Source organism: Bradyrhizobium sp. LB13.1 (genome assembly GCF_054056815.1).
Genome location: NZ_JBSRYQ010000001.1, coordinates 644,329 through 669,496 on the forward strand (window position 1 = coordinate 644,329; position 25,168 = coordinate 669,496).

Annotated in this window: 17 protein-coding genes and 1 pseudogene; 5 read left to right on the forward strand and 13 right to left on the reverse strand. The window is 57.3% G+C overall.

All coding sequences use genetic code 11. The annotated features are described in order from the left end of the window. Positions 1–234: 234 nt before the first annotated feature. The 3 genes from ACVWYI_RS03075 to ACVWYI_RS03085 all read right to left on the reverse strand — a co-directional run bounded on the left by ACVWYI_RS03075 (position 235) and on the right by ACVWYI_RS03085 (position 4,344). Positions 235–642 carry a hypothetical protein gene (locus ACVWYI_RS03075; RefSeq protein ID WP_256807507.1) on the reverse strand — a complete coding sequence of 136 codons (408 nt, stop codon included), beginning with the start codon at positions 640–642 and terminating at the stop codon, positions 235–237. Positions 643–1,600: 958 nt separating this feature from the next. Next, positions 1,601–2,329 (reverse strand): hypothetical protein, encoded by a 729-nt coding sequence (locus ACVWYI_RS03080; protein WP_456661197.1) that lies wholly within the window; start codon positions 2,327–2,329, stop codon positions 1,601–1,603. A gap of 1,016 nt (positions 2,330–3,345) precedes the next feature. Next, on the reverse strand, positions 3,346–4,344 hold the full coding sequence (locus tag ACVWYI_RS03085; RefSeq protein ID WP_456661198.1) for a hypothetical protein: 999 nt from the start codon (positions 4,342–4,344) through the stop codon (positions 3,346–3,348). Positions 4,345–5,635: 1,291 nt separating this feature from the next. Between ACVWYI_RS03085 and ACVWYI_RS03090 the strand changes: the two genes are divergently transcribed. The 3 genes from ACVWYI_RS03090 (at position 5,636) to ACVWYI_RS03100 (ending at position 14,297) form a co-directional block, all read left to right on the forward strand. Then, positions 5,636–6,061 carry a hypothetical protein gene (locus ACVWYI_RS03090; RefSeq protein WP_456661199.1) on the forward strand — a complete coding sequence of 142 codons (426 nt, stop codon included), beginning with the start codon at positions 5,636–5,638 and terminating at the stop codon, positions 6,059–6,061. Between the two features lie 78 nt (positions 6,062–6,139). Continuing rightward, positions 6,140–6,538, forward strand: coding sequence for a rolling circle replication-associated protein (locus tag ACVWYI_RS03095; protein ID WP_456661200.1), 399 nt, complete (start codon positions 6,140–6,142; stop codon positions 6,536–6,538). A gap of 451 nt (positions 6,539–6,989) precedes the next feature. Continuing rightward, positions 6,990–14,297, forward strand: coding sequence for a polymorphic toxin type 5 domain-containing protein (locus ACVWYI_RS03100; RefSeq protein ID WP_456661201.1), 7,308 nt, complete (start codon positions 6,990–6,992; stop codon positions 14,295–14,297). Positions 14,298–16,183: 1,886 nt separating this feature from the next. Here the strand turns inward: ACVWYI_RS03100 and ACVWYI_RS03105 are convergent. The 8 genes and pseudogenes from ACVWYI_RS03105 to ACVWYI_RS03140 form a co-directional block, all read right to left on the reverse strand. Further along, positions 16,184–16,636 (reverse strand): hypothetical protein, encoded by a 453-nt coding sequence (locus ACVWYI_RS03105; protein ID WP_456661202.1) that lies wholly within the window; start codon positions 16,634–16,636, stop codon positions 16,184–16,186. 114 nt (positions 16,637–16,750) lie between these two features. Next, the gene (locus ACVWYI_RS03110; RefSeq protein WP_456661203.1) at positions 16,751–17,086 is read right to left on the reverse strand and encodes a hypothetical protein; all 336 of its coding nucleotides are present in this window, start codon (positions 17,084–17,086) and stop codon (positions 16,751–16,753) included. Between the two features lie 14 nt (positions 17,087–17,100). Beyond that, positions 17,101–17,436, reverse strand: a complete 336-nt coding sequence (locus tag ACVWYI_RS03115) for a hypothetical protein (protein WP_456661204.1) — start codon at positions 17,434–17,436, stop codon at positions 17,101–17,103. A 68-nt stretch (positions 17,437–17,504) separates the two neighbouring features. Continuing rightward, positions 17,505–18,173, reverse strand: coding sequence for a DNA polymerase (locus ACVWYI_RS03120; RefSeq protein ID WP_456661205.1), 669 nt, complete (start codon positions 18,171–18,173; stop codon positions 17,505–17,507). Beyond that, positions 18,097–19,266, reverse strand: a complete 1,170-nt coding sequence (locus ACVWYI_RS03125; protein WP_456661206.1) for a hypothetical protein — start codon at positions 19,264–19,266, stop codon at positions 18,097–18,099. The genes ACVWYI_RS03120 and ACVWYI_RS03125 overlap by 77 nt, the downstream gene beginning before the upstream one ends. A 65-nt stretch (positions 19,267–19,331) precedes the next feature. Next, on the reverse strand, positions 19,332–19,961 hold the full coding sequence (locus ACVWYI_RS03130; RefSeq protein ID WP_456661207.1) for a hypothetical protein: 630 nt from the start codon (positions 19,959–19,961) through the stop codon (positions 19,332–19,334). Between the two features lie 12 nt (positions 19,962–19,973). Continuing rightward, complete coding sequence (locus ACVWYI_RS03135; protein ID WP_456661208.1) at positions 19,974–20,189, reverse strand: hypothetical protein; 216 nt, start codon at positions 20,187–20,189, stop codon at positions 19,974–19,976. Positions 20,190–21,006: 817 nt separating this feature from the next. Continuing rightward, positions 21,007–21,648, reverse strand: a pseudogene (locus tag ACVWYI_RS03140) (magnesium chelatase domain-containing protein); the annotation flags it as partial. 228 nt (positions 21,649–21,876) lie between these two features. Here ACVWYI_RS03140 and ACVWYI_RS03145 point away from each other — a divergent pair. Further along, positions 21,877–22,122, forward strand: coding sequence for a PilZ domain-containing protein (locus tag ACVWYI_RS03145; RefSeq protein WP_247352615.1), 246 nt, complete (start codon positions 21,877–21,879; stop codon positions 22,120–22,122). 136 nt (positions 22,123–22,258) lie between these two features. Then, entirely contained in the window at positions 22,259–23,044 is a 786-nt protein-coding gene (locus ACVWYI_RS03150; protein WP_354048489.1) for a tetratricopeptide repeat protein, read from the forward strand. A gap of 75 nt (positions 23,045–23,119) precedes the next feature. Here the strand turns inward: ACVWYI_RS03150 and ACVWYI_RS03155 are convergent, their stop codons facing one another. Both ACVWYI_RS03155 and ACVWYI_RS03160 read right to left on the reverse strand, forming a co-directional pair. After that, positions 23,120–24,409: an AAA family ATPase gene (locus tag ACVWYI_RS03155; RefSeq protein WP_247352619.1), complete on the reverse strand. Its 1,290-nt coding sequence runs from the start codon at positions 24,407–24,409 to the stop codon at positions 23,120–23,122. Then, positions 24,406–25,140 carry a CpaD family pilus assembly protein gene (locus tag ACVWYI_RS03160; protein ID WP_456661209.1) on the reverse strand — a complete coding sequence of 245 codons (735 nt, stop codon included), beginning with the start codon at positions 25,138–25,140 and terminating at the stop codon, positions 24,406–24,408. Before ACVWYI_RS03160 ends, ACVWYI_RS03155 begins: the two co-directional genes overlap by 4 nt. Between the last annotated feature and the right edge of the window lie 28 nt (positions 25,141–25,168).

Consider the following 25,168-nt stretch of genomic DNA (forward strand, 5'->3'; position numbering starts at 1 on the left):
GCGTCGAGCAGCTCGTTCGTGACGATTGTGTACATTCGCCAAAATTCGAGGTCTTGAGGTCCCTTGCGGCCGAGGCGCCTATCGACCTCAGCAGTCACCCATTCGCAGACGCGGAGATCGTCGAGGACAAGCGAAAGAGCGTGAGCAACAAGTTCATCATCCATAGAAAAACCCTCCGAGGCGTCAAGCCAACGGAGGGTCCAACCAAACCCTGTTGATAAGCAACAGCAATGGTTACCCCTTGCCAGCCTTCTTGTCTTTCGCGGTCTTGAAGTTCGAGCGCACTGCATTGGCGCATGCCGACAGTGCATCATCCAAGCCACCCGCGACGGCCAGAGTTTTGATCTGCTCCAACTGTTCGACCAGATCGTCCCACGCTGCATTGCCCGTGCCGACAGCCTTTAGCGTGCTCTTTCCCTTCTCTAGCTCCAGCGGCTGCTTCCCATAACGCAGCTGAAAGAAAATTCCGCCATTCGCGTCCACCCAGAACTGCTCCCGTGAGATACGCTTTCCCTCACGGAACAGCCCGATCTTCGTAATCTGCTGATCGATGCTCGACGTAAATTTGTTGCGCCGCTGAAGGACCGGAGTGTTGGCGGTCGGCTTCTGTACGGAAACCAGAGAGATAGTCGCTCGTGCCATGAGGGGCTCCTGTTGTTAATGGAGCCGCGGTCTTCTGAATTTGGCACTTCGGCAACAGCAGCTTGGGAGCGGATACCCGAAGTTGGCTATCCGCTTGGTCATGCGCGATTTTTTTCTAGGGTGGGTTATGTTCGAACGGGCGGGCAGCCGTTTTAGAGTCCGCTTTAGGCGGTCAACCGGAAATTTCTATGATGCGGCGCTTACAGCAGCTTTTGACCGAAGCGGACAATCGATGGCACCGACAACAGCCTACGGCGGCGCTACTGTTCGGGAGACAGGGTGAGCTCGTCGCGCTCAAAACGATCCATTCCCGGTCGGATTCTAAGCCGACGTGTCAACGTAGGCCTCGCATTTGCCCAAATAGCCAAGTAGAGAAATCACCTCTTGCAAGAGACCCGTAGCGTTTTGAACACGTCATAACGGCTTTCGACATTCACCGGTGTTCCCCGACAAACGGGCGCCACGAAAAAGCCAGTACACTTCTTTTGAATCAACTCCTGTCTCGTCGCAACCATTGTCGCGGCCATCGTGCAGTAGGTCTTGCCTTTGCACCTCTTTACAGCAAGATCGTAGAAGCCCCGAACGCCGTCTATAGAGCAATAAATCCCAGCGTCTTCAATGTCCTCCATAACTGTCCCTCTGCCGACGGACGGAGAAACGTAAACGAATGAAGCGAGCAACAGAGCGATCGATATCCTAAACATCGGTGCCTCCAACGAAGCCAAGATTGCTACAACATTTTCGCGTAGATGCGGCCCCACGCGCATTCAATCCAACTACCCAATCTTCCCTGATTAATCGCGAAATCGGCTGCGATTGCCTGATCCTTCGAGGCAAATATCTGGCCACATTCCAAGACTTCAAATTCTCACCCGCGATCAAACACATCCGATCGTAAGGAGGCCGCCTTCCTCGTTCTACTGACGACATTGCAGCGTCTACTATGTTTGCACCAAAATCATCGGTGTATAATCCAAGTTAATTGAAGGCCGGCTTTTGACATTGAGGCAAAACCGATCGCATCCAGCGCGTCGGTTACGCATGGAAAACTTACACGCGTGGCCTGATGAGGAATGCTCATTCCCCCTCGCGCGGACCTTGCAAATGGTTGAGCTCCGGCTCTCGTTACTAATTTTTGCAGCACGCGAGCAAACATTGCGCGATCATACGGTTGGCAGAATTCTATGACGGCAGCCAAAGTGGTCGATGGGGTATAACGGGCGTTAGTCTCAACAGTGTTCGCGTTCAACCCGCTGGCAATCAAAATATCTACAGCGCTCTCAAGTTGGGCTGCCTTACTTGGTTCACGTGATTTGGCAACGAGAGACAGCAAAATTGTTTGTTGGCTTGCGTCGTAAATGTTGGGGTCGCCGCCGGCAGCGCTAATGGCTGGGAACGCTTCAACTGCGCCGTAGAATAAAGCGCAGCCGAAGTAGCTTTGTTTTCGGCAATTCGACGATACCATCAACCGCTTCGGATTTGCATACGGCAAATTGCGATAACGCTGAAGGGTCGCTAAATCACGGCGCTGCAGCGACTCTGCTATTAGGCAGTCCGTCTGCACTTCTAAATCGACGAAGTTGCACCCTGTTCGGTTTGAGTTTCCTTTTGATCTCGCCTCTACTGAGACGGCGCCTACTGCAACGCAAGAAATGGCGATACAGAGAAATCTGAAAAACCGCACCATAGGTGCCTCCTTTCGATCCACGCGCGCTAAACCAAAGCTGGAGTGAGCCCCTTGAGCCGGACAGGGATCAGGCCCGCTGATTTGACCATGGGCCGGACGTGTTGCTCCTCGAACTGCGTGGGATCAAACTTGAGAGCCGATTGACAATCCTGCCCCTTCTGCTGCATGCGGGTTTCGGACTTGTAGTTGCGCTTCCGCGAGCACTGCAGGGCCTACCGCGACTATATTGACTTCCCGCTTTTCTTTTTTTTCCGACGATATCGAGCCCACTTCCAGGACGGCTTATCTTCTGCAATGTACATAGCCAGCTCGTGCACCTTCGGGTCACTTATCGCAATGTAATTTCCGCTTTCGTCGAAAAATCGAAGTACCCCATCAACTGTAAGCGTGCGGCTTCCAACCTGAGCCTCATAAGGAACCACTCGGGCCCCGCCGAGATGTTGCCAGTGTCGACCCAGACGGGTGCCCGACCAATGTACCGCAGATAATGCGATGCCGGCCGCCCTCAACTCAGAAGCCAATTCGCTCATTAACTTTCTCGACTGGCCGGCAAGTCGTACGACTTGATCAGTCTCCACGGAGCCAGGCACGATAAACCTCCATACTGGGATCTATGATGCTTCCGCTATCAGGGCGAGGAGCCCAACTCATAGGGCCAGATCGTTTGCGATCGCAAATATTCTTGACAAGAGCGGTATGCGTTTTCGAGTACGACAGACGATGGAGCGAGCTATCTCTCACAAATAGAGACGACTTACTCAATCTTGTCCGGGGCACATTCCTGCATCGCGACGTTCTAAAGTTCTACTTGGCACCATTCACACGGCTACATGAGCGCCAACTTGTACGAAAAACGCAGCTTCTAGAGGAGCAAGCGAATCCTCCGTTTTTTTTTCAAACTGCGTCGATGCTGCGGCCGCTTCGTAGGACTTACCACTGACGCTTAAGAGCAGGTTTGGCTTGTCGAGCAAATTGAGGCTCAAAATGGTAATTAATACGCGCGGCCTTGGGGCCTCCTACCGGCGGTCATCACTAGCATTTAGATCAGCTTCCATTGGCTTGCGCTGCTGCCATCGAACAGTGACGTCTTCGGGCTCACCTGTACGCAGGCCTTGGTACCATTCACCATTGAACACGTATTTGATTGCTCTTGGCCCTGGAATGTCTTCCGTAGGCCCGACTTCGTGCAATAGACCATAGTAGCCATTGAAGTAGTCAGACTTAGAAATGAACAGGGCCTGATTATCTTCAGGATGTCCGACGGACCATCCTCCATACATGTAAGTGCCATCTTCTAGTGTCAACGCCAGTTCGTGGTAGGTCCTAGGTGGGCGGTCTCCTCCTCGAGACTGTATCTTGAATATAACGTCGGGCTGACTGAAGATCTCCAACTTGGAGAGATACTGTGCGCTCACTCTAAGAGACCGGATTTCGTCTTCATCGTAATTGATCACTTTCAATACGGCCTCCAATGCGTACCGTTCAAAGTCTCGCATCTCTCCGTATTTTCGGCGGAATGCGATTGGTGTTCGAGTATCCGCGATCATTTTGACACGAATGTCCGAAGGCGACACTGGAAGCTCGCGACCAGGAATGTTGACGAGATACTCTCCGTGCCCGTTGTAGATGTATCCATACCACACGTCATCCGACACACTCGACAGCACGCGTGCTTCATTCACTACCCAATTCGTGTGTAGATAAAGAAGTCGCGCTGGAATAAAGTTTTCTCCAATTACCTGCGCGTTATCTGAGCCTTCTTGATAGATGATGTAAAAATGCAGCAAGCCGAGGCCGACCAACTGGTCCGGAATAATGACTAGGAACTGAAGCGAGCTGTCTCCAGCAAACAGGTATTGCCTGCTGAATGAGGCCCGTAACTCATCACCAGGTTCGTGGAATTGTGGATACAGCGAGACGATCCATTCACCCACCTCCCTTTCGATTTGACTTGCCCGATCATACGAGCGCCATTTGACCCGAGTGACTTCAGCAGTGGGTTTTGAAATATTCATTTTTCAATGCCCCTTACACATGTTGGTGCTATCGCTCCGATATTTCTCCGAGTTCACTTGAAAAATGGGCGTAAGTCGTGTTGTGCTCGTCGAATGCGACGAACGGACACACGGCCTTCGCGTGGAGTCGCAATATCAAAATCGGCTTGATGTCGATCTGTCTGGATATCACACTTTGAGATCATCATCTTCGTATAGCTCAATACATAAGGCGTAGACGGCTCTTCGGCCTAAGTGCCGAACAACCGCGAAGTGCTACAAGGAAAATACGATGGGTCTAAATCCTTTCCTTGATTAACGTAGATACTGGCGCAAACGCGCAGATGAACTGCACGTCTTTACACGTGACCACCTTCGAGCCCATTCGAGCAAACCAAGGACGCAATTAAAGTCTGCGTCGAGCAAATCGATGTAGAACTCGATATTCGCGCAAGCGATGGCGCTCGAAGTCTCGCGCGTCTTGCACGCTTCGACGAGATGGAATCGCTTTGAGATCTGATGTTGTAAGAACAAGCATCCTAAACTCCTCATAGCGGATCGGATGCACGTGCTAATGCTACTTCTGCGTGCGGATCGCGCCAAGAGGTTATATATATAGACAAGTGAGCTAAAGTGTCGCACTTGGCGGAAGGCCTTTCGCTGAGTGCATCAAGTACGGATCGCCATCCGTCTAGCTTGACAGACTTAGCCCGCCGGAACTTCCTTTGACCTCAGGAGCGAGATAGAATCTCGTAGGCATCGCGCAGCCTTACGGCCGGTCTTGCATTCGGCCAAATTTGAGCACGCTGTGGAGTTGTCGGTTTACCGACGGCATTTCCAATCAGCGAATTGTATAGGCTATGAACCTCTGGTTTACCCGACGGCGCAAGCGGAAATTTCGGCTTATCAAAACTCATGGTGTCCGCAAAGTCACGCTACAGCCTCAAATCAATCCTCGACAATATCGCTCCCAACCTGGAAGGCCCCCGGGAGATGGATCCTAAATATCTCCGTATGCGGCTCAAAGCTGCATCCCATTCGCAACGAACGGAGATATCATGGCGCACAAGCCAACACGCTGGCACGATCCAGCATCGAGCCTTCCAAATTCCACAAACATCGAAGAGCGCCTTATTGGCAACTATCCCTCGCACCTTCGGGGGATGGCAACTAACCGGTATGGCGGCAATAAACTGCAACATGAGTGCGGCTTAGGAGGCGGGACGTACGGAGCGGCAGGACCAGCCCGCGTCTACACCGAAGAGCAACGGAAGCAATACGAGAACGACCTCCGTGATCGTGGAGAACTCTCGTGACCTGCAGCAGTTCAATGCCTCCAGAAGAGAGCCGGAAGATCAAGTCCAGATCGCTTTGGGATGAGTTGGAACGCTCGCCCTCTCCACCGCTGACCGCACAACCAGCCCCGCCAGAACGCCGCAAGTCGTATCGCCAGCGCTATCCCGACTCGCTGCCGACTGACGTTCTCGAATGGCTGCAACTCAATAAGCCCCAGAGTTATGAAGAGCTGATGGACCTGAGGAGAGCCCTGTATGCTCGCCGCACGACAGGAAAGTATCGAATCCGACTTGGTGGCCTGACATCACTCGGCGAGCAAAAAATCCGCCTGACAGGCCCAGCCAGTGCAGTTCTCATTCTCAGCGACAAGGCCCGCCACTTTCTCCTACGCACGTTGTGCAGATTACGTAAGTCTGAACGTTGGCCGCCGATTCGATACTGATGGGCATAGCCGAACAGGCCTGTCGAGCAGAGATGGCTCGCCTAATAGGTTCGATGCCCTGTCCGGGCACCGGCCGCCGTGACACTTACGATGAAGAAGCGCTCCGGTGGGCGTTCGACTGATGACATAATCGCGTCCGAGAACTTCAGGCACTTCCGGAACAGACTTGAGCACTGCCTCCTGGGTAGTGCAGCCAAGCGCCACGGCAAGCACCTGCTGATGATCGTGGTGCTCGAAACAAGCGCGGACGATCGGTTGCACTATCACTGCATCATTGACCGCCCATACCATTGCACCTTCGGCCAATTCGAGGTCGTGGTGCGTGAGGAATGGACGAAGACAGAGTTCGGGTATCGGCAGACCGATATCCAAGACCAGCCAGACGAAGGCTGGACAGATTACCTCCTCAAACGGCGCCAGAAGCGTTCGCTGTTCGACTCTATAGATTGGGCAAATTGCCAACTGATTGCTGAGTGAAGTCTCCTCTCAGGCAACCGATCGTTCGATTAACGTCTAGAAGGCGTCTCGCGTGGAGGCGCTTTAATAGCTAACTGCGATCCAAGAACAGCTAATAGATCCAGCGCCATCAATTGATGGGAGCAGCCTGTTTAGCTCGAGTTCCGTCCACGCAGTGAAGGTGCTGTTTGAAAAATCCTGTCGCTCCAGCACTGCGTTTCTCGTCGCCGAGCCAGATCAATGGCTTACGATAGTCATTACCTAACAGCGAATTCGCTGACCTAAAACGGGCCGGAGCTTCGGGTGGATGGGTAGGGAACTACGCATTTCGCGGACCGAGAGGTAAATCCTACTGCGAGTGACTTTGCTGATGCCAATCACCGTCGAACGTGGTACGTTCTCAGCGAGCGAAGAACCGCTCTCTCTATAGGCGTTGAACTCATTGAGAGTTTTTTCGCGATGGGAGGGGCACATGCTTCGGTATCTCGAAGCCGCGCTTATCGTCGTACTAGCGACTTTACAATCTCTCGCCATCGCACGTGCCGCCGAACCACCGGGAGACCGGACGTTCACACCGCTAGGCGGTGGCACTTTTGGTGCTTCGGCATCAGTTGGACCTCGGGGAAATCTGGCAGTTTCATTGCCGCTCGTATTTCCTTCCCCGCGGGGCGGGCTGCCTTTGCCATTTGCGGTCTCATATACCGGATCGAACCGTGTCGGCGCTGCTGGACTGGGGTGGGATGTTCCGATCGCAGGAGTGACTTGGCAACGCAATCTATCCCGCCGAAAGCCTCTGCACCGCTTCCAGGGCCAAACTGATCCAGCGACGGCCGAGCGCGTATTTGTTGATATCGGCAATGGTCCGATGCTGATGTCGTCTACCAATACGCCTGGCGTATATCAGACTTTCGGCCGCGGCTACTTCGAGCTCACATTTGCCACATCAGCTTTTCACGGTCGCGACGCGAGCGGACGAGTGTGGGTCTTCCGGAAATTGCCGGCACTCTATGATGATGATTTCTTCCCCTTGGTACGCATCGAAGATGCAAGCGGAAATAACCGCGTGGATTTCCGTTACGAGGTCTATGACAAATTCTCTCCGGACCCGGTGAAGTATCCATATAGTCAGAGTCAACTCTCGATGCGAGAACTGGTGCTGCGGGAGATCAGTTTTTCGCACGATGCATCCAAGGCATGTCCCAAGTATCGCATCGAGCTCGACTACACAAAATGGCAGTCGCTGAATTATCCAGTTACCTACCCCGGCCTGATCGGTCTGGATATCCAGGCGGGACGTCCACGTCCCCGCACTCAAATTTTGCGCGATGTCAAGATTCGCTCGAATGCCGACTGGCTTTGCGCAGCATCAGCACCGTTGGGGCTCCCCCATGAAATCACCGAACGCACGTATCGAATCGCTTATGCACCCGACGAGCTTACCGGACAGCCGCGCCTCGCTAAGGTCGATATGTTCGGCGCCAACGATCCCGGCGCTGATCTCGCAACAGCGGTTCCGGTCGTTGCTTACCGATACGGAAGTCCGTTGGCCCCGAGCCAGCCACAGAATGCGCCGCCTGCTGCTAGAATAATTCGCCCCCCCTGGGACAATCCTCTAGTTTCAAGCGAGCTGCATTATGCAGCAACGGAGCAATTAGTCCTTCCTGCTGCGCCTGCAGGACCTAACGACGGCTTCACCGCGAGCTACGGAGCCGGCGGAGGCACTCTCTACGGCCTCGTGCGCGTTTTTCAGGACTTCAATGGCGACGGCCGGTCCGATTTTCTAACTCTCAATGCGAGCGGCAACAACCCGGTCCTGGCAATCAATCGCCCATCACCTGCGGGAAATGACTACAGCACGCTGCAATCACCCGTCAACCTTCCAAATGCTCCGGCCGCTCCTTATAACATCGGCACCCCTGATCTCGGTTTCAACCTGCCGGTTGTCCCCACGCTCAACAATACATATCAGCAGGTCATCGACTTCAACGGCGACGGTCGACCCGACATCGTCATCACTACCGAGGGTCGCAATTCTTCCGGCGACCGCGATCCGGATTACTGGAAGATCCTGATCAATACGCCGGGCCCAAGTGGTCAGCCATCCGACATCGTGTGGCTCGAGCGCCAGGTCGATATCTCGGCCTTGCGCGCTGTGATCCAGCAGAACTTCTCGCTGTCGCTCATCGCGAGTACGGACGAGCGTTCCAAGCCATTGCCCCTAGCGCGAACACACCAGGTAGGGGTTTTCGACAGCACCACCATGATCGAGAGCGCAGTCATCACTCAATGGAAGCTGCTGGACGTAAACGGGGATGGATTCCCAGATTTCGTGTTTGACCGGTTGGGCGTGACTGCCTGGGACGAACGGCGGTGCGATGCGGCGGGCAACTGCAATGATGTGATCAGGCAAGACCGTCCTGCTGGAAACAGCCTGATGGTGATTTATCACACCGGTCCCATGATGGCCGGAAGCGGAGCCGATACGCAGAATCTTTGGAACGGGCCGGCCGTCACACTACGCGCGGACGGTGCGTGCGGGGTAGAGCGTTTGGATTGGATCGGCGGCGGGCTAAGGCAGTTAAAATGCGGGTTCATGGAAGCAAACGGCGATGGTCTCATCGACTACGTGATTGATGACGGGGTCGGTATTCGGGCGATCGTATCGTCAGGGTTGGCCCAAGCTCATGATATTCGCCTGCCCGAGAACCAAATGCCTGCGGATTACGCGCAACACGAGGCCAAGCGAGCGATTGCGTTGCCCGGCCCTGTCGGATTGATCAGAGATCCGGTAACCGCTGTCTGCACCAATGTAGTTGGCGACCGAGGCTATCAGATCGAGAAGTTATCTGCTCTCCTCGATATTACCGGAGATGGCATTGCCGACTACATTTACTTTGGCACTCGTGGTGCACTGGTGAATGGGACGGTATTGTCACATCCGGCCTTGACGGCGGCGGACCGCGACGGGCAACAGCGATGGTGGTTCATGGCCGGCACGAGCGTCGGCTTCGCGGCGCCCAGAGCGATTCGAGCACCCACCGACGTGCCTTTTGCGTTGCATGTCTCCCGCGAAAGGTGTGATGGCACTTCTTCGAGCGTAGTTGCGAGTCTTCTCGACATCGATGGCGATGGCCGCCTAGAGCTTATCCGCGCAGTCCGGCCAATGAACGTGCACATCGCCAAGATAGTTGACGCAGCGGGACAACTGGGAGCCCACGCCGCCGGCCAGGTGATCGGGATCGATAATCGATTCGGCAGCGTGACGCGCATCACCTACGGCTCGGCCAAGTCAGACTCGGTCACGCCACAGAACGTTCCTTTCCCGCAAATAGTCGTAGCGCAGGTCGAACAAACAACGGAGCGCGGCCTAGGCAATCCATTAGCACCAGTGCGCTACGCCTACGGCTCGCCCGAACTCATGTATCATCCACTGCTCGGGCGCTGGGTCTTTAATGGATATCGTCGGCGCGTAGAGCTGATCGGGCAACCGGCTGCCAGTCCAGGCTATGTAACAGGGACTGCACGCATTTTCGACGGACTGGCTACGACCCAGCTCGCTGCGGATGTCGACCGGCTGGCATTGGCCGGCCGTGTTCAGGACGTCAGCATCGTCACCGGATTCTTGTCAAACGATCCCAGGGTTCTCCTCGTCGACATTGCGCTTTCCTCCGCCGTCGGCAATCAGCACGTCACCTGGCGCACCCAGCCGCTACCAGGAAGCGTACCCATTCTCGTTCCGCTCGAAGAGGAGTGCTATCAAACACCACCCCTGCAAACGCCGGGAACATTTGGTGACTTGTCGCTTTGTCGCCGATCAGTAACTCCTTATGTGGCCGAACGAACTACTTGGGAGGGAGATCAACCCTATCCATCCGCCCAGTCGTTGGCCACTCGCACGCAAATCAGCGCTGTGGATGGATACGCCCGTCCGACCAAGATTAAGATGGAAGGCGACCGCGCGCGAACAGATGACGATTATTGCATCGACATCAGCTACGCCACCCCGGCGGCAGGGGCGCCGCTCATCTTGGACGCTCAGCACACGGTACGTGCTTATGATTGCGCTAACAGGGCGCAGATTCTGGCGGGATACCGCTTCTCCTATGACGGACTATCGGAAGGGTTGATTGCAAGCGGCCTGCCAAGCGCCAAAATAGTGGAACGGCACGATGCCGACACAGCCGAACTTCTTGGGCAGATACCATCTGGCACGCTTGAACGCGATGTATTCGGCAACCCAGTGCGAATGACGCGCACACGTCCTGACGGCGCGACGTCGACCACGACTCTCACTTACGACTTCTTTGGCATCAAACCGGTGCGCACGGAGACGACTGCAAGTGGTTTGGCTCAGCCACTTGTCGCGCAAACAATTCGCGATCCCAACACGCTGCTGCCACTGACGACGGTCGACCCGAACGGAAGGGCGACGCATAACACTTTCGATCGCTTCGGCCGGTTGACTCGGGTGAGTTTAAGTCTGCCGGGCGATAACAAGAATTATGTGCTGCTTGAGACGGCATTTCTTCGCTTCGATGGCGCACCGGGCGGGCGGGAAGTCCGCCATCGCTTCTATAACAGCTGGACTGACGAACTATCCGGAGGCACGGCCGATCCGGCGACCGTCACCACGTACACCGAGGTGCTGGACGAGCTGGGCCGTCGAATGCATGGCATTGTCGACCTAGGGCCGGACTACAACGGGCAGTCACTGATCGTCAATTCCGTGACTTACGACGACTTGGGACGCCCCTCCTTCGCGGCGAATCCATTCCAAAGCACGATCTTTGGTCCGCGCTATGGAACAACGTTCATGTATCGTGCAGATGGTCGTCCCAATTGCTTCATCGATGGCCTTGGCCTGCAGACCGCGACGACCACAGACGAAACGCTCGATCGCTATCCGACCTGCATGGCATATTCATATCAGAATGGACAACTGATCGTACGCACGCAGGGACCGAACGAGCTTGGACCTGGTAAGCCGCAATCCGGTGCTTATGACGAAGAAGCTGTTTCCGCTACGGGGAACGTCCTACATAGGTCTCGGTCGCACAATGGGTCGCTCCTTGAATTGTTGGAGTACAATTACAACCGCTTGGGCGCCGTCTCGTCGATCAGGCGTTGGGCCGATCCACAGGGTGGTACTGGAGCGGCAACTTGGTCCTTCAGGCGTGATTCGGCAGGGGCAGTGATTGCCAGGACTGAACCCGCTGGCCTAGTTCGCGCGTACACCTATGACGCCTGGGGCAGAGTCGCAGCAGTGGACTGGACCGACAGTACAGGCATCGTGGCCGTACAACGCGGAGTGAGCTTCCACTATGACGGGCTAGCGCGCCTTCTGGGCAGCGTGGAGACGACGAACGGCGAGCCACAACCGACCACTGCTAAGGAGTATTTCTACGACATTAGCTCGGGGCGACCGCAGCACCTGGATACAAATTACCTCCTGGGACAACTCTCTTACGCGCGAACCTCGGGAATTTCCGTTTTTCTGGGATACGACCCACTTGGAAGGCTTACGACGATCAGCCGCTCTGATGGTGAAGAAGCAGCCTATCATGCGCAACGGGCGAATATTGGGCCTTCAGGACAAACCGAGAGTCTCGATTTGCTGCTGCCGGACACCGGTCATTCGCCTGAACGGATTGGTTATGAGTACGACAGCGCTCGGCGTTTGAGGGCGGTCGATTTCGACGATGGCACTGGCGCGACGGAAATCTGGCGCGCGCTAGGGACCGACGTGTTCGGGCGGGTCTTAAAGGCTAAACTTGGCAATGGTTCGGTAGAACAGCACGTATACCGGCCTGACCATCGGCGCGAGTTACAATCGACGCGCATCGAGGTTGGAACACGCAGCCGAGAAGTCCTCTTTGATGGCTATGACGGTGCGATGCTGCTGAAAAAAAAGACGGAAATGGATTCACTGACGAACTCACTGCCCCTCACCACCACCTACCAATACGACGCGCGCAACGCCCTTGCGCGGGCCGTTGCGCAGAGCTCCTCCGGGCCCGTTGCCGATACCGGCTACACCTACGACGGGCTCGGGAATCTTCGCACCGTGGTCGATAATATTGCTTCAGCAACTATTGAGATCAGACCTGATGCCGTCGACCCCGATCGCATTTGTACCGTTGGGCCACCGAGCGGACCGGCGACGCCGTGCCAGTACCGCTACGACGCGAGCGGTAACGTTTGGCAGATTCACGATGTGGCGGCGCTCTTCAACTATGACTCCGCTGGGCGCTTGCGATCGGCTCAACAAAGCGGTCGGTCAATTCAACTACGCTACGACCCCTTTGGTGCAATCTCATCAGTGAGTACGGTAAGCAGCAGTGTCGAGCGACGCGAGCGGATCTACGGCGGCGCGAGTGCGCTGGTCAGCTTCTTCGATGATGCTGGGAACCCAGTCGAAATTGGTGATCCAGGTGTGACGTTTCAAAATTTCATCGAGCGGCGAATCGTATCCCCGATCGGTACGCTTGCCGTGGTGCGACGTCCAAACAGGGGGACGCCTGCCATACTTTATCCGATTGAGGATTATCAGGGCACCCGGGCTGTCATCGATTCCGACGCGAAACTCACTGAAACCATCTCATATTCCCCGTACGGCAGCGTCATCACAGATTCGGGCGCTCCAAACTCGCTAACGCGCTGGTCATACCAATGGAATGGCGGGCACGTCCTGGACGGCTTTAGTCTTGTTGCACTTGGCCAGCGCGTACTCGACCCCCGCATCGGCAGGTTCCTCCAGCGTGATCCGCTTATGCAGACAAGAACCGCGGCCAGTGCCAACCCGTACGCTTTTGCCGCGAATAACCCCGTGAAGTTCATCGACCAGAGCGGAGCCCAACCAGTTGCCGACCAGGGCGGAACGGTTGCTAGCGGGTTGGCGGCAGTTGGCGCCCTGGCCAAGTCAGTTCTATCCCCGGTGCCGAGCGAAAACGTCGAGCCTTACATTGAGATGAAGTGGGCTTGCAATGCCGATCACGACTGCACAAAGGCCGTTGAGACGGCTTATCCACTCACGGAATTTGAACAGCAGCTGCGCAAGCAATTTCACTCGGGCAGGCCGCCGGAACGGGGCTATCGTTGGGGACCATACTATCGCGTCGTCCTCGATAAATTCTCGGGCGCTCTTCTCGGATATGCGATGTTCCAGTCGAATATCTACGATATTTACGATCGCCAAGGAAAATCGATTTCGCTAATCGGAAGGAGCGAAGGAAATGCGGCAACTTGGTTCCAGCCGGGGGATTTTCTTGCGGGGCCGATTGCATCATGGGTAGGGATAGGGAAAGGCGCGGCTGCGCGTGGTCTCCAGACTGCCGTGGAATCCGGGGTCGCGGACGAGGCGGCTGCGGGAGGTGTAGCCGACGCACTTGTTGGCGTCGGCACCCGGCAACAATTCAGACGTCAGGTTCTCGCTGGCATACAAAGTGATGCAAATAATCCGCTCCGGTTCCTTCTCGATGAGAGTGGCCAGTTTAAAACGCTTAGCAGCAGGGCTCATGCCAATCTCATCGAGCACCCCGACATTTGGGAAGCAGGGCACATTATGAGCGACAAACTAGGAGGGGTCCGACTCATGATTCAGAGCGCTTATGAGAACCAGGTGCAGAATCTGACGATTGAGCGCTTCGTCGGCGCTGGAGTACTGGATAACCCCGCAATCGCCATTGGAGGGTACGCTGTCGCTAGATCAACTGCTGTTTGGTGGGAATCATTAGGTTGGCTCTTGCCTGGGACGGTAGAGCGCGCACCAGGAATTCCGTGATGGAGGATCTCCACTGCTGATACTGTGTCGCACTCCGCTATCTGGAACACGGATTCCTATGGCGCTGGCTTGCTTTGGTTTTCGTTAGCAGGATAGTCGCCTTTGCGTTGCGATGGCCAGCGCGCCGCAGCCGACCATTTTCCGAGAAACGCGTGGAAAAAGCCAGCTAAGCCGCACCGGCAATTCAGCTCACTGCTCTGTGCCAGCAGCCGGAGCTACGTACGAAACCCGATTGGGAATAGCATCGTCCGCCAGCGATGCCTGCCACGCCTTTTTCAACAAGTACCACGGCATCCGCGAGGAAAAACGTCATGCCAGTCAACTTCACCGTCATCCTTTTCTCACGACAACGATTTGGCAGAAATATAAGCAGTTTAACGCAAGTCGAACCCCAGGCTGCATTCGTGGGACAAGCAAAGGACTACTCGTTCGATTGTCCGAACGTCGATACAAGTCAAACTGCCTTCATGGAGTTTCAAGCAATGGGCGTGTCCTACCCGCGGAACGTCTTCGAAATCAATGGAGTCGGCGTGTTTGGTGGGTTACCGATCGGTCCTACCCGAACGGAAGGGAACATAACGACACCCGCTTGGACCAGCCATACGCTGCTTGTCGAATCCCATCACCAACTAAGAGCGACAGGGAACGTACTGCATATCGAATCACGCGATCACCCGGGTCCTCCGCCTAGCCTCATTCCCGATGACTTCATCCTTGATAACATAATCATTGTTTATAAAACCAGATAAGGAGCCCGTCTTGATCTCGAGAGTTCGAGTACTGGCAGAAAGCGGAACGCAGCTAAGACCTCGCATTGCAAGCAACGGACGCAAAAGAAGTTGAACGTAGCGAATGCACTTCAAAATGCTTTTGCAATATGGGGTAACTCTTGGATCGAGCGACAAAGGCAAGGGAATCAGCTCTCCAGGAACGTATACGGCCAGCCTCATTTTGCCTTGCAACGATGGAGAGCGACAATGGAATACTATGTCAGATTGGACGTGTCGTTGAAGCAGACATCAATCTGCATTGTGGGTCAGGCAGGATTGGTCGTGCGAGCGGGCCGATTCCGATCCTGAGGCAATTTCAGTTTATGTGAGGTCGAACGCACCGGAGGCAGTACGCATCGGCCTCGAGACCGGACCGACGTCCATGTGGCTATGGATAACTGCAGGACCATCGTCCCGATGTCGAACACCAGCTCGCCACCACTCGTATTGACCGTTAGTGGTCCTTCCGCCAACGACAGCCGGACCATCCTCGCGATCTAAAACACAGAAGCGATACCATCGGCGATGTCGTTCTGGGCCGTCATAATCGGCGTAGACTTGATCCGATTTCGGATGGACGACTGACTACCTTCTCAAGCCACGCCAGAAGCGTTCGCTACGTTGCTTGCCCACAACCGCCAATCTGGTCGAAGTTTGACGATCATGGTCGCTTGCGAGAGTGCGAGAGGGCTCCTGAGGACGGACAACCGGTCACTTATGATCGCCCCGTGCTGGGTAACCTCGACACGTCAAAGAAAGCGTTCGTGGCATATCTGTTGCTGCCTCCCACTCACGTAACCAGAATAGTGAGTGTCGTAGCGTCAAACAGACGATTTGAAACCCGTCTCACGACTACGCAGATTTACCGCAACAAGGCATTGGTGCGCAGCTTTAACGTCTTCACGAGACAGGCTGACGTCTTGCCATCGCGGTGAACATCGGCTCTTGGCAGAGCCGGCCTCGCAGGTAGCGAGGTCAGCTATGGTCTGAGCTGAACGCCACGAAAAGTTAATCTTGTCGTTCCGAGCGTAGAGCACCATCGCATGCCTCGGCGGGCCGTCGGAATAGTATGAACACACGGCCTTCGCCGCACCCACGCGCAACTGCGAGGCAGCTTCACCGATTGCAGGAGGAAGCCAGACGGAGCTTGCGCAAAAGAGACCCAACGCTACCGGCTCGACAGTCCTGTGACTCAGCTACCTTGGCGGTGGTGCTGTTACGAGAGGTGTTTCTCGATAGCTCGGATTTCAGCTTCTTCACACTGGCTCGGGTGTCAGTTGGATCGTGCCAGTGGCGAGGGATGAATTCCGGAGCCTTCGGCTTGGCTACCTCCTTTGGCTGAGGCTGAGCCGATGCCGGAGGTTCGGAAGGTGTCGTGTAGGCGAGGGCAACCTGCTCCACCGCCGGCTGGATGTCCTGCATGTTGACCAACGACAGCCGATCAGCCTTATTGCCGGCCACAGCAGGATAGACGACCGAAGGTGTCGGCACCGGAGCAGACTTGGAGGTGGCAGCAATAACTCCGACACCGCCTACACAAACCAAACCAAGTATGGCGAACCTGATCACAGCGATGTCCCCACACCGAGGCGCCGAGCCTAGACCACATTTGGCCTGGATTAAGGCGACTTGACTATTTGGTTAATGGCGCCGATGCCGTCTTGCTCCGATGTAGGAGAGAGATCACTTCTTGCTCCTGTTGAGTACCATCCGAGCCATCTCTAGGCGCTGCCTCGCTTCTCGCACCTCCTCCGGGCTGAAGATCTTACCGGCCTCGCCGAAATCGATCACAGCTTGCTCCACTGAGAGGTGCAGCAGGCCGGCTCGAGCGAGGACCCGCATGCCAACTGGAAATCTTCCGATGTTGCTTGCAGTGGGTGCGATTAAACCGCGTGCAGCAGCCACTCCGCCAACCGCCTTGATAAGCTCGATCAACCGGGAAAATGAATGCCCGGTGAGCTGCGTGGCTATACGAGTCCGTTCAAGCAGTGCACGCTCAAACTCTTTCTCTTGTGTCATGGTAAGGATCCTGACTACCCGTGCGCGACTGCAAGCGTGATCCGAGCCGATCGTCCGCTCCTCTGCTCCACGATGATCAGGCCAGCCGTGCTTAGAGCCCTAATGGCGCGCGACTTTCCATCCTTGTTGATCCCCAATTGACGAAGAAGCGGTGCCGGCAGCGTCACTGCGGCAGAACGCGAAATGTCGCATCGATGGCGAACGGCCAAATAAAGCGCAAGCGCCTGGCCGGGAAGCCGTGCCGCCTTCGAGAGGTCGTCCATAGGGATCGGGCCTTTCAGAAAACGAGCTTGCATACGGCGCTCTCTCTGGCGGCTGATCTCGGTTTGAACCTCAACCTCGTGGATCATTGATGAAGGCATTAGTAGACTCAGATTAGAGGTGACGGGGTCGCTCTTCTGCGAAGCTGGTTTCGCTTCTATGCGACGGACGGGAGTGCGTAGACTGCATCGGGTCGATCAATCAGCCGAACCACTCGATTCCACATATCGGCGCCGCGCTCATCCATGTACCGGTGCGGATATCGGACGACCTTCGCATCAGTACGAATGTTGATACCCCCTGTTACGACGCGTCCGGCCATAGCCATCAGTTGGCGCATCCGTTCGACGTCGTGATCGAGCTGCTCAATCGGCGCTGCAATCAGGAATGCGTCATGGACAGGAGCGCAAACCGCGATTCCAGCCTCTGTGGCGGCTATGGCGGCAGTCCGCATCATCTCGGCCCCATTCGCTTGCATCGGGAAGTTCATCAGCGAGGTCGGGCGATCGAGAGCGCCAATCGTGCGACGCCATCCGAAAAGTGACGTCATCTCGTTGGTGAGCAGTGCGGACGTAACAATATCTTCGCTCCAGCGCCAATAGCGAGGGTACGCAATGCGGTGACGTTGAATAAGCTCAGTTGCATGGACAGGAGCAATGCCCGCCTGGTAGGCCATCCTTTCCGCTCCAAGCCCATAGTTAAGCCCAAGCACGACGGTCTTGCAGACGTCGCGAAGTCGGGCATGAGACTCACGGGTGGCCCCAGCCGGCACAAAACCCCGCCTGCTTGCCGAATGCGAGATAAGGGTCGCCGCTCTCGTAGGCATCGATCAAACCGACGTCGCCAGACAAACCTGCCGCAATGCCGATTTCTTGGGAAGAAAAGTCGACATAGGCCAACGCCCAACCTTCGGGCGGTCGGATAATGCCGCGTTGCCATGCGGCTAGCCCAAACGCGAAGCGTTTGGCCGAAGGTTGATTGCGGCCGGTCTTGGAGGCAAACGGAGCCAAGAGAGTACGATTGCGGCCGTCTGGACCGACCGGAAGGTCGGGCAAGTGCATGCTGGTCAGAGCCTGCCTGAGCTCGCGCAGCTGCTTCAGTACGGGCCAGACCGAGGCCTGCTCCTTGAAGGTTTCGTCGTCGAGTCTCAGAAAGCCAGCATCGGTGCGCGGCCAGGGGATACCGTGAGCGCGCAGCCACTCATCGAACCGACCGCGCTTAAACCTTAGGCCATCATAAACGCCGTAGTCAGCATCGACGGTCTTGACCAGCTCCGCGCGAGCGCGTCGCCAACCTTCGACAAAACTCTGACGGAGTTCAGTATCGATCGGGATACCTGTGCGCTCCATTTTCGCTATCGCGGCCATGTATCGGCCCCGAAGCAGGGCACGAGGCAGGTCCAAGTTCGGTGACACTGCATTGAGCAGGCTTGCGAGGGCATCCACATCCGACTCGCAATAGGCAAGGATCTCGGCCTGCTCAATTTCCGACCATGACGATTGGTATAGAACTTTGTCTCGCATTGCGTCTTTCGCGGCGACGTCGATGCGCGCTAGACCTCGCCAGGCAAGGGCGCCCAGCAGACCGTTTCCCGCCGGCAGCTGCAGACCGTTGGTCTGGACACGATGCTCAGCAAACAGGTCAATTACGGAAGAAGGCAGTCGCCAACCAAGTTCGAGCATGCAGCCCAACTCGGCGGAGGCGTAGAAAGCTACCATGGCGTCTGTCGGACCAACCGGGAACGGGCACCCGCGGAGATTTGCAATCTCGTCACGCCAGTACCGCCGCACTTCGCCAGAGCGGTAATCCCGGACAACCATGCACACCACGTCGGGACGGCTGCCGTTCAGCGCACGAAATTCAAAATCGACGAGCGACACGCGAGCGAACGCGTCCAGCTGCCCAGCCAAGATGGACATGATCGGTATCACCAATTTATCGAGTAGGGAGAGGACGGCGGGTTTGGCCGCCGCCCTTTAGTGTTCTAGATCCGGCCGAGGATCTTGTTGAACATCGGGTGGTCCTGGCTCGAGATCACACGGTCCTTAAACGCAAGGTCCAGAAGCTCATTGAACGGCTCCGCCGGCCACTTGGGGTCCCCAAGCTGCCCCTCTGCCTCATAGATTCTGTATCCTGACAAAGCCATGTCGGCCTGAATGCGGATCCATTTGGTTTTTGCCAAGTGGGCCGCCGTCATAGCCGTGGTCTGCCAACCGCCTTGCGCGGTGGCATCGCTCGCGAGCTTGAGCGGGAAGATGCCAACCATCTTTTGCTTCGTGATGAACGGGACCAGCGTTGCGACTGAAACGTCGGTCACCGCACGCAGGAGCGGGAGCATCTTCGGCGCCACGAAATAATGCTCTCGCGTTTCGCGATCCTCGTAGAGCACTGCCGTGAAGCAGTTCTCGTCGCCGGGACGAACGCGAAAATATTCGTGCTTTTGCGGCTTCCGGACCGGAATGCGCGTGAGAATCTCGTTCGCACCTTGAATCCCCATCTCCTCTTGCGAGAGCTTGAGCGCTTCAAGATCGTCGAAGAAGCCAGTTGCTCCTGAGCTGAGCTCAGGCTGTTCGATCCTGGCGGCAGTTTCGGTCGGTTTGTCCGTCGTCGACATGTGACGCCCCCTTCACTTCACGGGATAAAGACGAAAGCGCCTGGCGACTTCCATCTTCGCATCGGTGCACTGGAGGCGAATGATCTCGACAATGTTGGGCGCAGGCTGCGCAATCTGGAGCGCACATTTCCTAGGCCTCCGCTCGTCTAAATTGATCACGTTGGATTGGGTCACGTCGTCCGCCAGTTGCCCAGCTTGCGCGCCGTTCGAATGCGTTTTGCGTTTCAAGTAAACCTCCTGTCACCCGGCAGAATTGCGAGGCGTGGAGGAGGAGCTATCAAGCTGAGATGGAACCTAATACGCTATGCAATACTATTGTACCTATGTTCAACCCAGAGAGTTTAGATAACCGGCCATCATCGAAATCTCGGCGTAAACATGAAGAATGAATTCGTAGTCCCGCCTAGTGTCAGGCAAATCCTTGTTTTGCTCCCAAAATGAGAGAGCAGCATGCAGTCGATTCTGCAGGGTTTTCGGATGTAAAGATCCCTGAGGATCTCGATATTGCGCTGGGACGCGATAATTTTTAGGACCATCGACGAGATTGTCGCAAATGCTCGCCAGTGAAACTTGCTGCCCTAGTGACTCTGCCTCTCGCGCTACACAATAGGCGTCACGTATAAGGTCGATTTTGTCAGCTTCGCTCAGTTTCGGCGGTCGGCCTTTCTTTGCGTAATAGTAGTGCGCAAAGGTCTCCAGCAATCATCGCCAATGCTCAGGCCTACCAGGAGACAGCCCAGCCTCCTTGAAAAGGTTGACAAGGCTTGCGTCTTCTAAATCGCTCTCATCTAACTCCAACCGCACGCGCTCGACACGGACTACTCCACCGCTACACGCTGCAAGGGATTTGAAATCGGCGAGAGTCCTCGCAACTCCTTCGACTAGCGAGTTAGAGCTCCCCGGAGTGGGTTCATCGCCGGCATCCATCTTCCAACCTATCCAATTTTGTGTGTGCTGATTTAGCTTACCTGTCCAATTCGAAGCTTACTGGACTTCACATCAAGAAGAGGTGGCCAATTGATCAATAATCAAAAGGACATCACTTAAGCAGGTGATGCCCGCCGGCGGCCGCGATCTCCAGCGCCCGCTTGGCGCTCTCCTGGCCCTTGATGTCGCGCAGGTCGAGCAGCGAGGCGGCGGCTTCGTGCACCTTCGGCACCGGCCGCGACAGCACCTGCGTCCCTTTGAAGTGGTTGGCGATCTGAATGAGTGAACTTGCGGCGATGATCTGGATGTCCGGGCTCGCCCACGCCGCTTCGGAGCCGCAAGCCGCCGGACAGATCAGTCCCTCCTCGCGCACATTGGCGCCGATCGCGGCGGGAAGAACACCGGCCACCGGCGCGATCGATCCGTCGAGGCCGAGCTCGCCCAGAACGGTGAAGCCGGTCAGCGCATCAGGGGGGATCGCGCCGATCGCCCCCATCAGCCCGAGCGCGATCGGCAGGTCGTAATGGCTGCCCTCCTTGGGCAGATCGGCGGGCGCGAGATTGACGGTGATCCGCCGCGCCGGCAGCGCCAGGCCCGAGGCGATCAGCGCCGAGCGGACCCGCTCGCGGGCCTCCGACACCGCCTTGTCCGGGAGACCTACGATCGCGAAGGCCGGCAGACCCGGCGCGACCTGCACCTGCACGTCGACCGCGCGGGCCTCGATCCCCTCAAAGGCGACGGTAGAAACCCGCTGAACCATGCCCGAACCAGCCTGCCCTCTTGCACAATTAGGGGTAGCAGAGCGGGGCGGGTCTTGCAAGAACAATACGGGAACAGGTTGAGGGGAGCTCGAAGGCCCTAACCAACCGTAAACACGACCAGGACACTACGCCTCGAATGCGCGCGGCTCTCCTCAGCACATTCCAACGAATGTCCGCTACTCCTAAGGCTACGGGATGGGCCGTGGTCTAACGGGTGAACAATTCAAATGCTTGCAAATCGCCGGAGAAGCGAACGTCGGGGTTGCACTCGGCTCGCCAAGATTCACTTTGGCTCGGGCTCGCTGCCGAGGGATTGCACGATCACGGATATTTCGGATGGCGGCGTGAAAGTGGTGGCCGAGTTTCTGGAAGTGCCGCCGCAATTCACCATCATCTTCGCGCCCGACTATTCCCGCCAGTGCCGCCTGCGCTGGCGCATCGGCTGCGAGTTCGGCGCTGAATTCACGGACTAGGCGAGCATGATCCGGAAAAGTGTGAAGCGGTTTTCCGAAAAGATCATGCTCAAACAATAGACAGAAGCGCGCTTCCTTAACGGGACTTTAGCGTTAATCGGTAAGCATCTCTGATCAGTCGCCGAGTGATCAGAGTATGTCCAAGCGTTTGTCCGTTGCCTCTCCTCCGGCGAGATTTCTGTTTTCCGCGCTTCTGATCCTAGCCCTCGGCGGCTGTCAGACCACAGGCATCGAGGACATCACCGGCGCCCTCGGCGGAAAGTCGGAAACGGCCGGCAGGCTCGACGCCAAGCCGGACGTGAAGCCGGACATGGACGCGCTGCGTGAGCGCTATCGCGCCAAGCCTGGCGATCCCAACGTCGCACTCGAATACGGCAAGGCGCTGCGCCAGACCGGCCAGCGCGCGCAGGCGCTTGCGGTGCTGGAGCAGGCCGTGCTCGCGCATTCCACCAACAAGGCGGTGCTCGCCGGCTATGGCCGCGCGCTCGCCGACAGCGGCAATTTCCAGCAGGCGTTCGACGTCCTCGGTCGCGCGCATTCGCCTGAAGATCCAGACTGGCGCATCCTGTCGGCGCAGGGCGCCGCGCTCGATCAGCTCGGCCGCAGCGAGGAGGCGCAGCAATATTACGCCACCGCCTTGAAGATCGTGCCCGAAGAGCCGTCGGTGCTGTCCAATCTCGGACTGTCCTACATGCTCCAGAACAACCTGCCGAGGGCCGAGGAGACGCTGCGCCGCGCGAATTCGCGCAACCCCGCCGATTCCCGCGTGCGCGCCAACCTCGCGCTGGTGGTGGGGCTGGAAGGAAAGCAGGCCGAAGCCGAAACCATCGTGAAGGCCGATCTGCCGCCGGATCAGGCGGCGGAAAAGGTCACGGCGCTGCGGCAGTTGCTGGCGAAGAAGCAGCAGCGGGCGGACAAGTAACCCGCCGACTGCCTGGTCTTGCCGCGTTTGCTTGACGCGAACCGGTATCCACTTCGCGCGAAAGCGCGCCTGCGCTTACGATGCCTTGCGATGCGGGGCCGACCCGCGCCCCGACCTGCCCTTCAGCTTCTTCAGGAGCGGTCCGAGCAGCGAGCGCTTCGGCTTCTTCACCTCGCCGCGCCCGGCGAGGCGGTTCGCCATGTTCTGGAACAGCTCGGTGGTGCGGTGGCTTTTGGAGACCTCCGCAATCATCTGGCCGTTGTTGGCCGCGGTGGAGAACAGCTTCGAATCGAACGGGATCACCGCGATCGGCTGGCTCTCCATGGTCTTGGCGAATGCCTTGACCTCGATCTCCGCCCGCTTCGGCATGCCGACCTGGTTGATGCAGTAGAGCGGCGGCCGGTCGTTCGGCCGCGCCGCCTTCAACACGTTCAGCATGTTCTTGGTGTTGCGCAGGTTCGCAAGATCGGGCTCGGCCACGATCACGATGTCGTCCGCGTTGACCAGCGCACGCCGCGTCCAGCCCGACCATTGATGGGGAACGTCGAGCACGATGCACGGCGTGGTCATGCGCAGCGTGTCGAACACCGCGTCGAAAGCCTCCGCGCCGAAATCGTAGACGCGGTCGAGCGTTACGGGCGCGGCGAGCAGGCTAAGCCGCTCGGTGCATTTGGCGAGCAGGCGCTCCATCAGCGCCGTGTCCGGCCGGTCCTGCGACAGCACCGCGTTGGCGATGCCCTGCATCGGGTCCTGGTTGTAGTCGAGACCCGCGGTGCCGAAGGCAAGGTCGAGATCGATCACGACGGAGTCGAGCGCGAGATCGCGGGCGATGGTCCAGGCCACATTGTGCGCGACGGTGGAGGCGCCGACGCCACCCTTGGCGCCGACCACCGCGATGACGCGGCCGGTGATGATGGTTTCGGACGCCGAGAACAGGCTGCAGATCGAGCGAACGACGTCGAGCGTTTCGACCGGTCCCACCACATAGTCGTTGACGCCGCGGCGCACCAGCTCGCGATAGGGCGCGGTGTCGTTGGGATTGCCGATCACGACCACACGGGTGCCGGGATCGCAGACGCCGGCGAGGTCGTCGAGCCCTTCGAGGATGTCACGCGTGCCGTCGGATTCGATCACGATGACGTTCGGCGTCGGCATCGTTTCATAGACTTCGATGGCCGCGGCGAGGCCACCGTCCTTGGCGGTGAGATGTGCCTTGGCAAGACGGCGATCCTGCCCCGCCGCGGTCATCGCGGCGAGCGTCTGCGCGGTCTCGCAAAAGGCCTGCACGGAGATGCGAGGAACCGGCGCAATGTGTTCCTCGGGGTGCTGCGGATCGTCCGCTTCTTCGTCGTGGACGCTTGTCATCTGCCTGTGTCGCTGAGTTTGGCCTTGTCGGCCTCTGGATTGGCGGTTGCGATCGGCGTGCCCTTGCGATAGCGCTCGAAGGCGATGTCGCGCCGTGCGGTATAGACCGGCGTCTCGGACCGCGGCTGCTCGAGGTCGGCCGGATTGTCGATCATCGCCGCGAGATTGCGCTGGGTGGCGCAGCCCAGATTGAAGTAGGGCCGGTTCTCGTTGTAGCCGGGATCGAGGATGTTGGGGCCAACGTCTTCGGGCCACAGCCCGCAGGGGCCGGCGACCGCGGCGATCCGCGAATAGCTCAGGCGGATGGTGGGCAGCAGTCCGGGATCCTCGGGCCGATAAGGATGCTGGACGATCGCACGGGAGGGTACGCCGCCGGATGCGAGCACGGAACGAATTTCGTGATAGGTCGCTGCCGCCGCGCGCGAATTCGCGGCGTCGACGGGGACATCGACGACTACCGAGCCCGTGCCTTCGCGGCCCCAGTCCCGGGCAACGCCGGTGACGTCCGAGCGCTGTGCGGCCGAGAGGCCGCCGCGAGCCTTGCCGACGAAGATCACGATCGACTTCTTGGCTTCCTGCACCGCGATCGGGTGACGCTGGCGATAGTCGGTCGGCACCGTCTGGGTGACGATCTCGCCGGTGGTGTTGCAGGCGCCCAGCATGACGGAGAGTCCCGTCAGTGCCAGCGCGACGCTCAACTTGCGACGTCGATCGGCCATGGTTTTCGTCATCGCTTCATCCCCTCTTGCCCTCTTGCCC

Coding starts and splice junctions, on each gene's coding strand:
- ACVWYI_RS03075 (WP_256807507.1), bottom strand. CDS start 642: ATGGCACGAGCGACTATCTCTCTGGTTTCCGTACAGAAGCCGACCGCC.
- ACVWYI_RS03080 (WP_456661197.1), bottom strand. CDS start 2,329: ATGGTGCGGTTTTTCAGATTTCTCTGTATCGCCATTTCTTGCGTTGCA.
- ACVWYI_RS03085 (WP_456661198.1), bottom strand. CDS start 4,344: ATGAATATTTCAAAACCCACTGCTGAAGTCACTCGGGTCAAATGGCGC.
- ACVWYI_RS03100 (WP_456661201.1), top strand. CDS start 6,990: ATGCTTCGGTATCTCGAAGCCGCGCTTATCGTCGTACTAGCGACTTTA.
- ACVWYI_RS03110 (WP_456661203.1), bottom strand. CDS start 17,086: ATGACACAAGAGAAAGAGTTTGAGCGTGCACTGCTTGAACGGACTCGT.
- ACVWYI_RS03115 (WP_456661204.1), bottom strand. CDS start 17,436: ATGATCCACGAGGTTGAGGTTCAAACCGAGATCAGCCGCCAGAGAGAG.
- ACVWYI_RS03120 (WP_456661205.1), bottom strand. CDS start 18,173: ATGCCTACGAGAGCGGCGACCCTTATCTCGCATTCGGCAAGCAGGCGG.
- ACVWYI_RS03125 (WP_456661206.1), bottom strand. CDS start 19,266: ATGTCCATCTTGGCTGGGCAGCTGGACGCGTTCGCTCGCGTGTCGCTC.
- ACVWYI_RS03130 (WP_456661207.1), bottom strand. CDS start 19,961: ATGTCGACGACGGACAAACCGACCGAAACTGCCGCCAGGATCGAACAG.
- ACVWYI_RS03145 (WP_247352615.1), top strand. CDS start 21,877: ATGCTTGCAAATCGCCGGAGAAGCGAACGTCGGGGTTGCACTCGGCTC.
- ACVWYI_RS03150 (WP_354048489.1), top strand. CDS start 22,259: ATGTCCAAGCGTTTGTCCGTTGCCTCTCCTCCGGCGAGATTTCTGTTT.
- ACVWYI_RS03155 (WP_247352619.1), bottom strand. CDS start 24,409: ATGACAAGCGTCCACGACGAAGAAGCGGACGATCCGCAGCACCCCGAG.
- ACVWYI_RS03160 (WP_456661209.1), bottom strand. CDS start 25,140: ATGACGAAAACCATGGCCGATCGACGTCGCAAGTTGAGCGTCGCGCTG.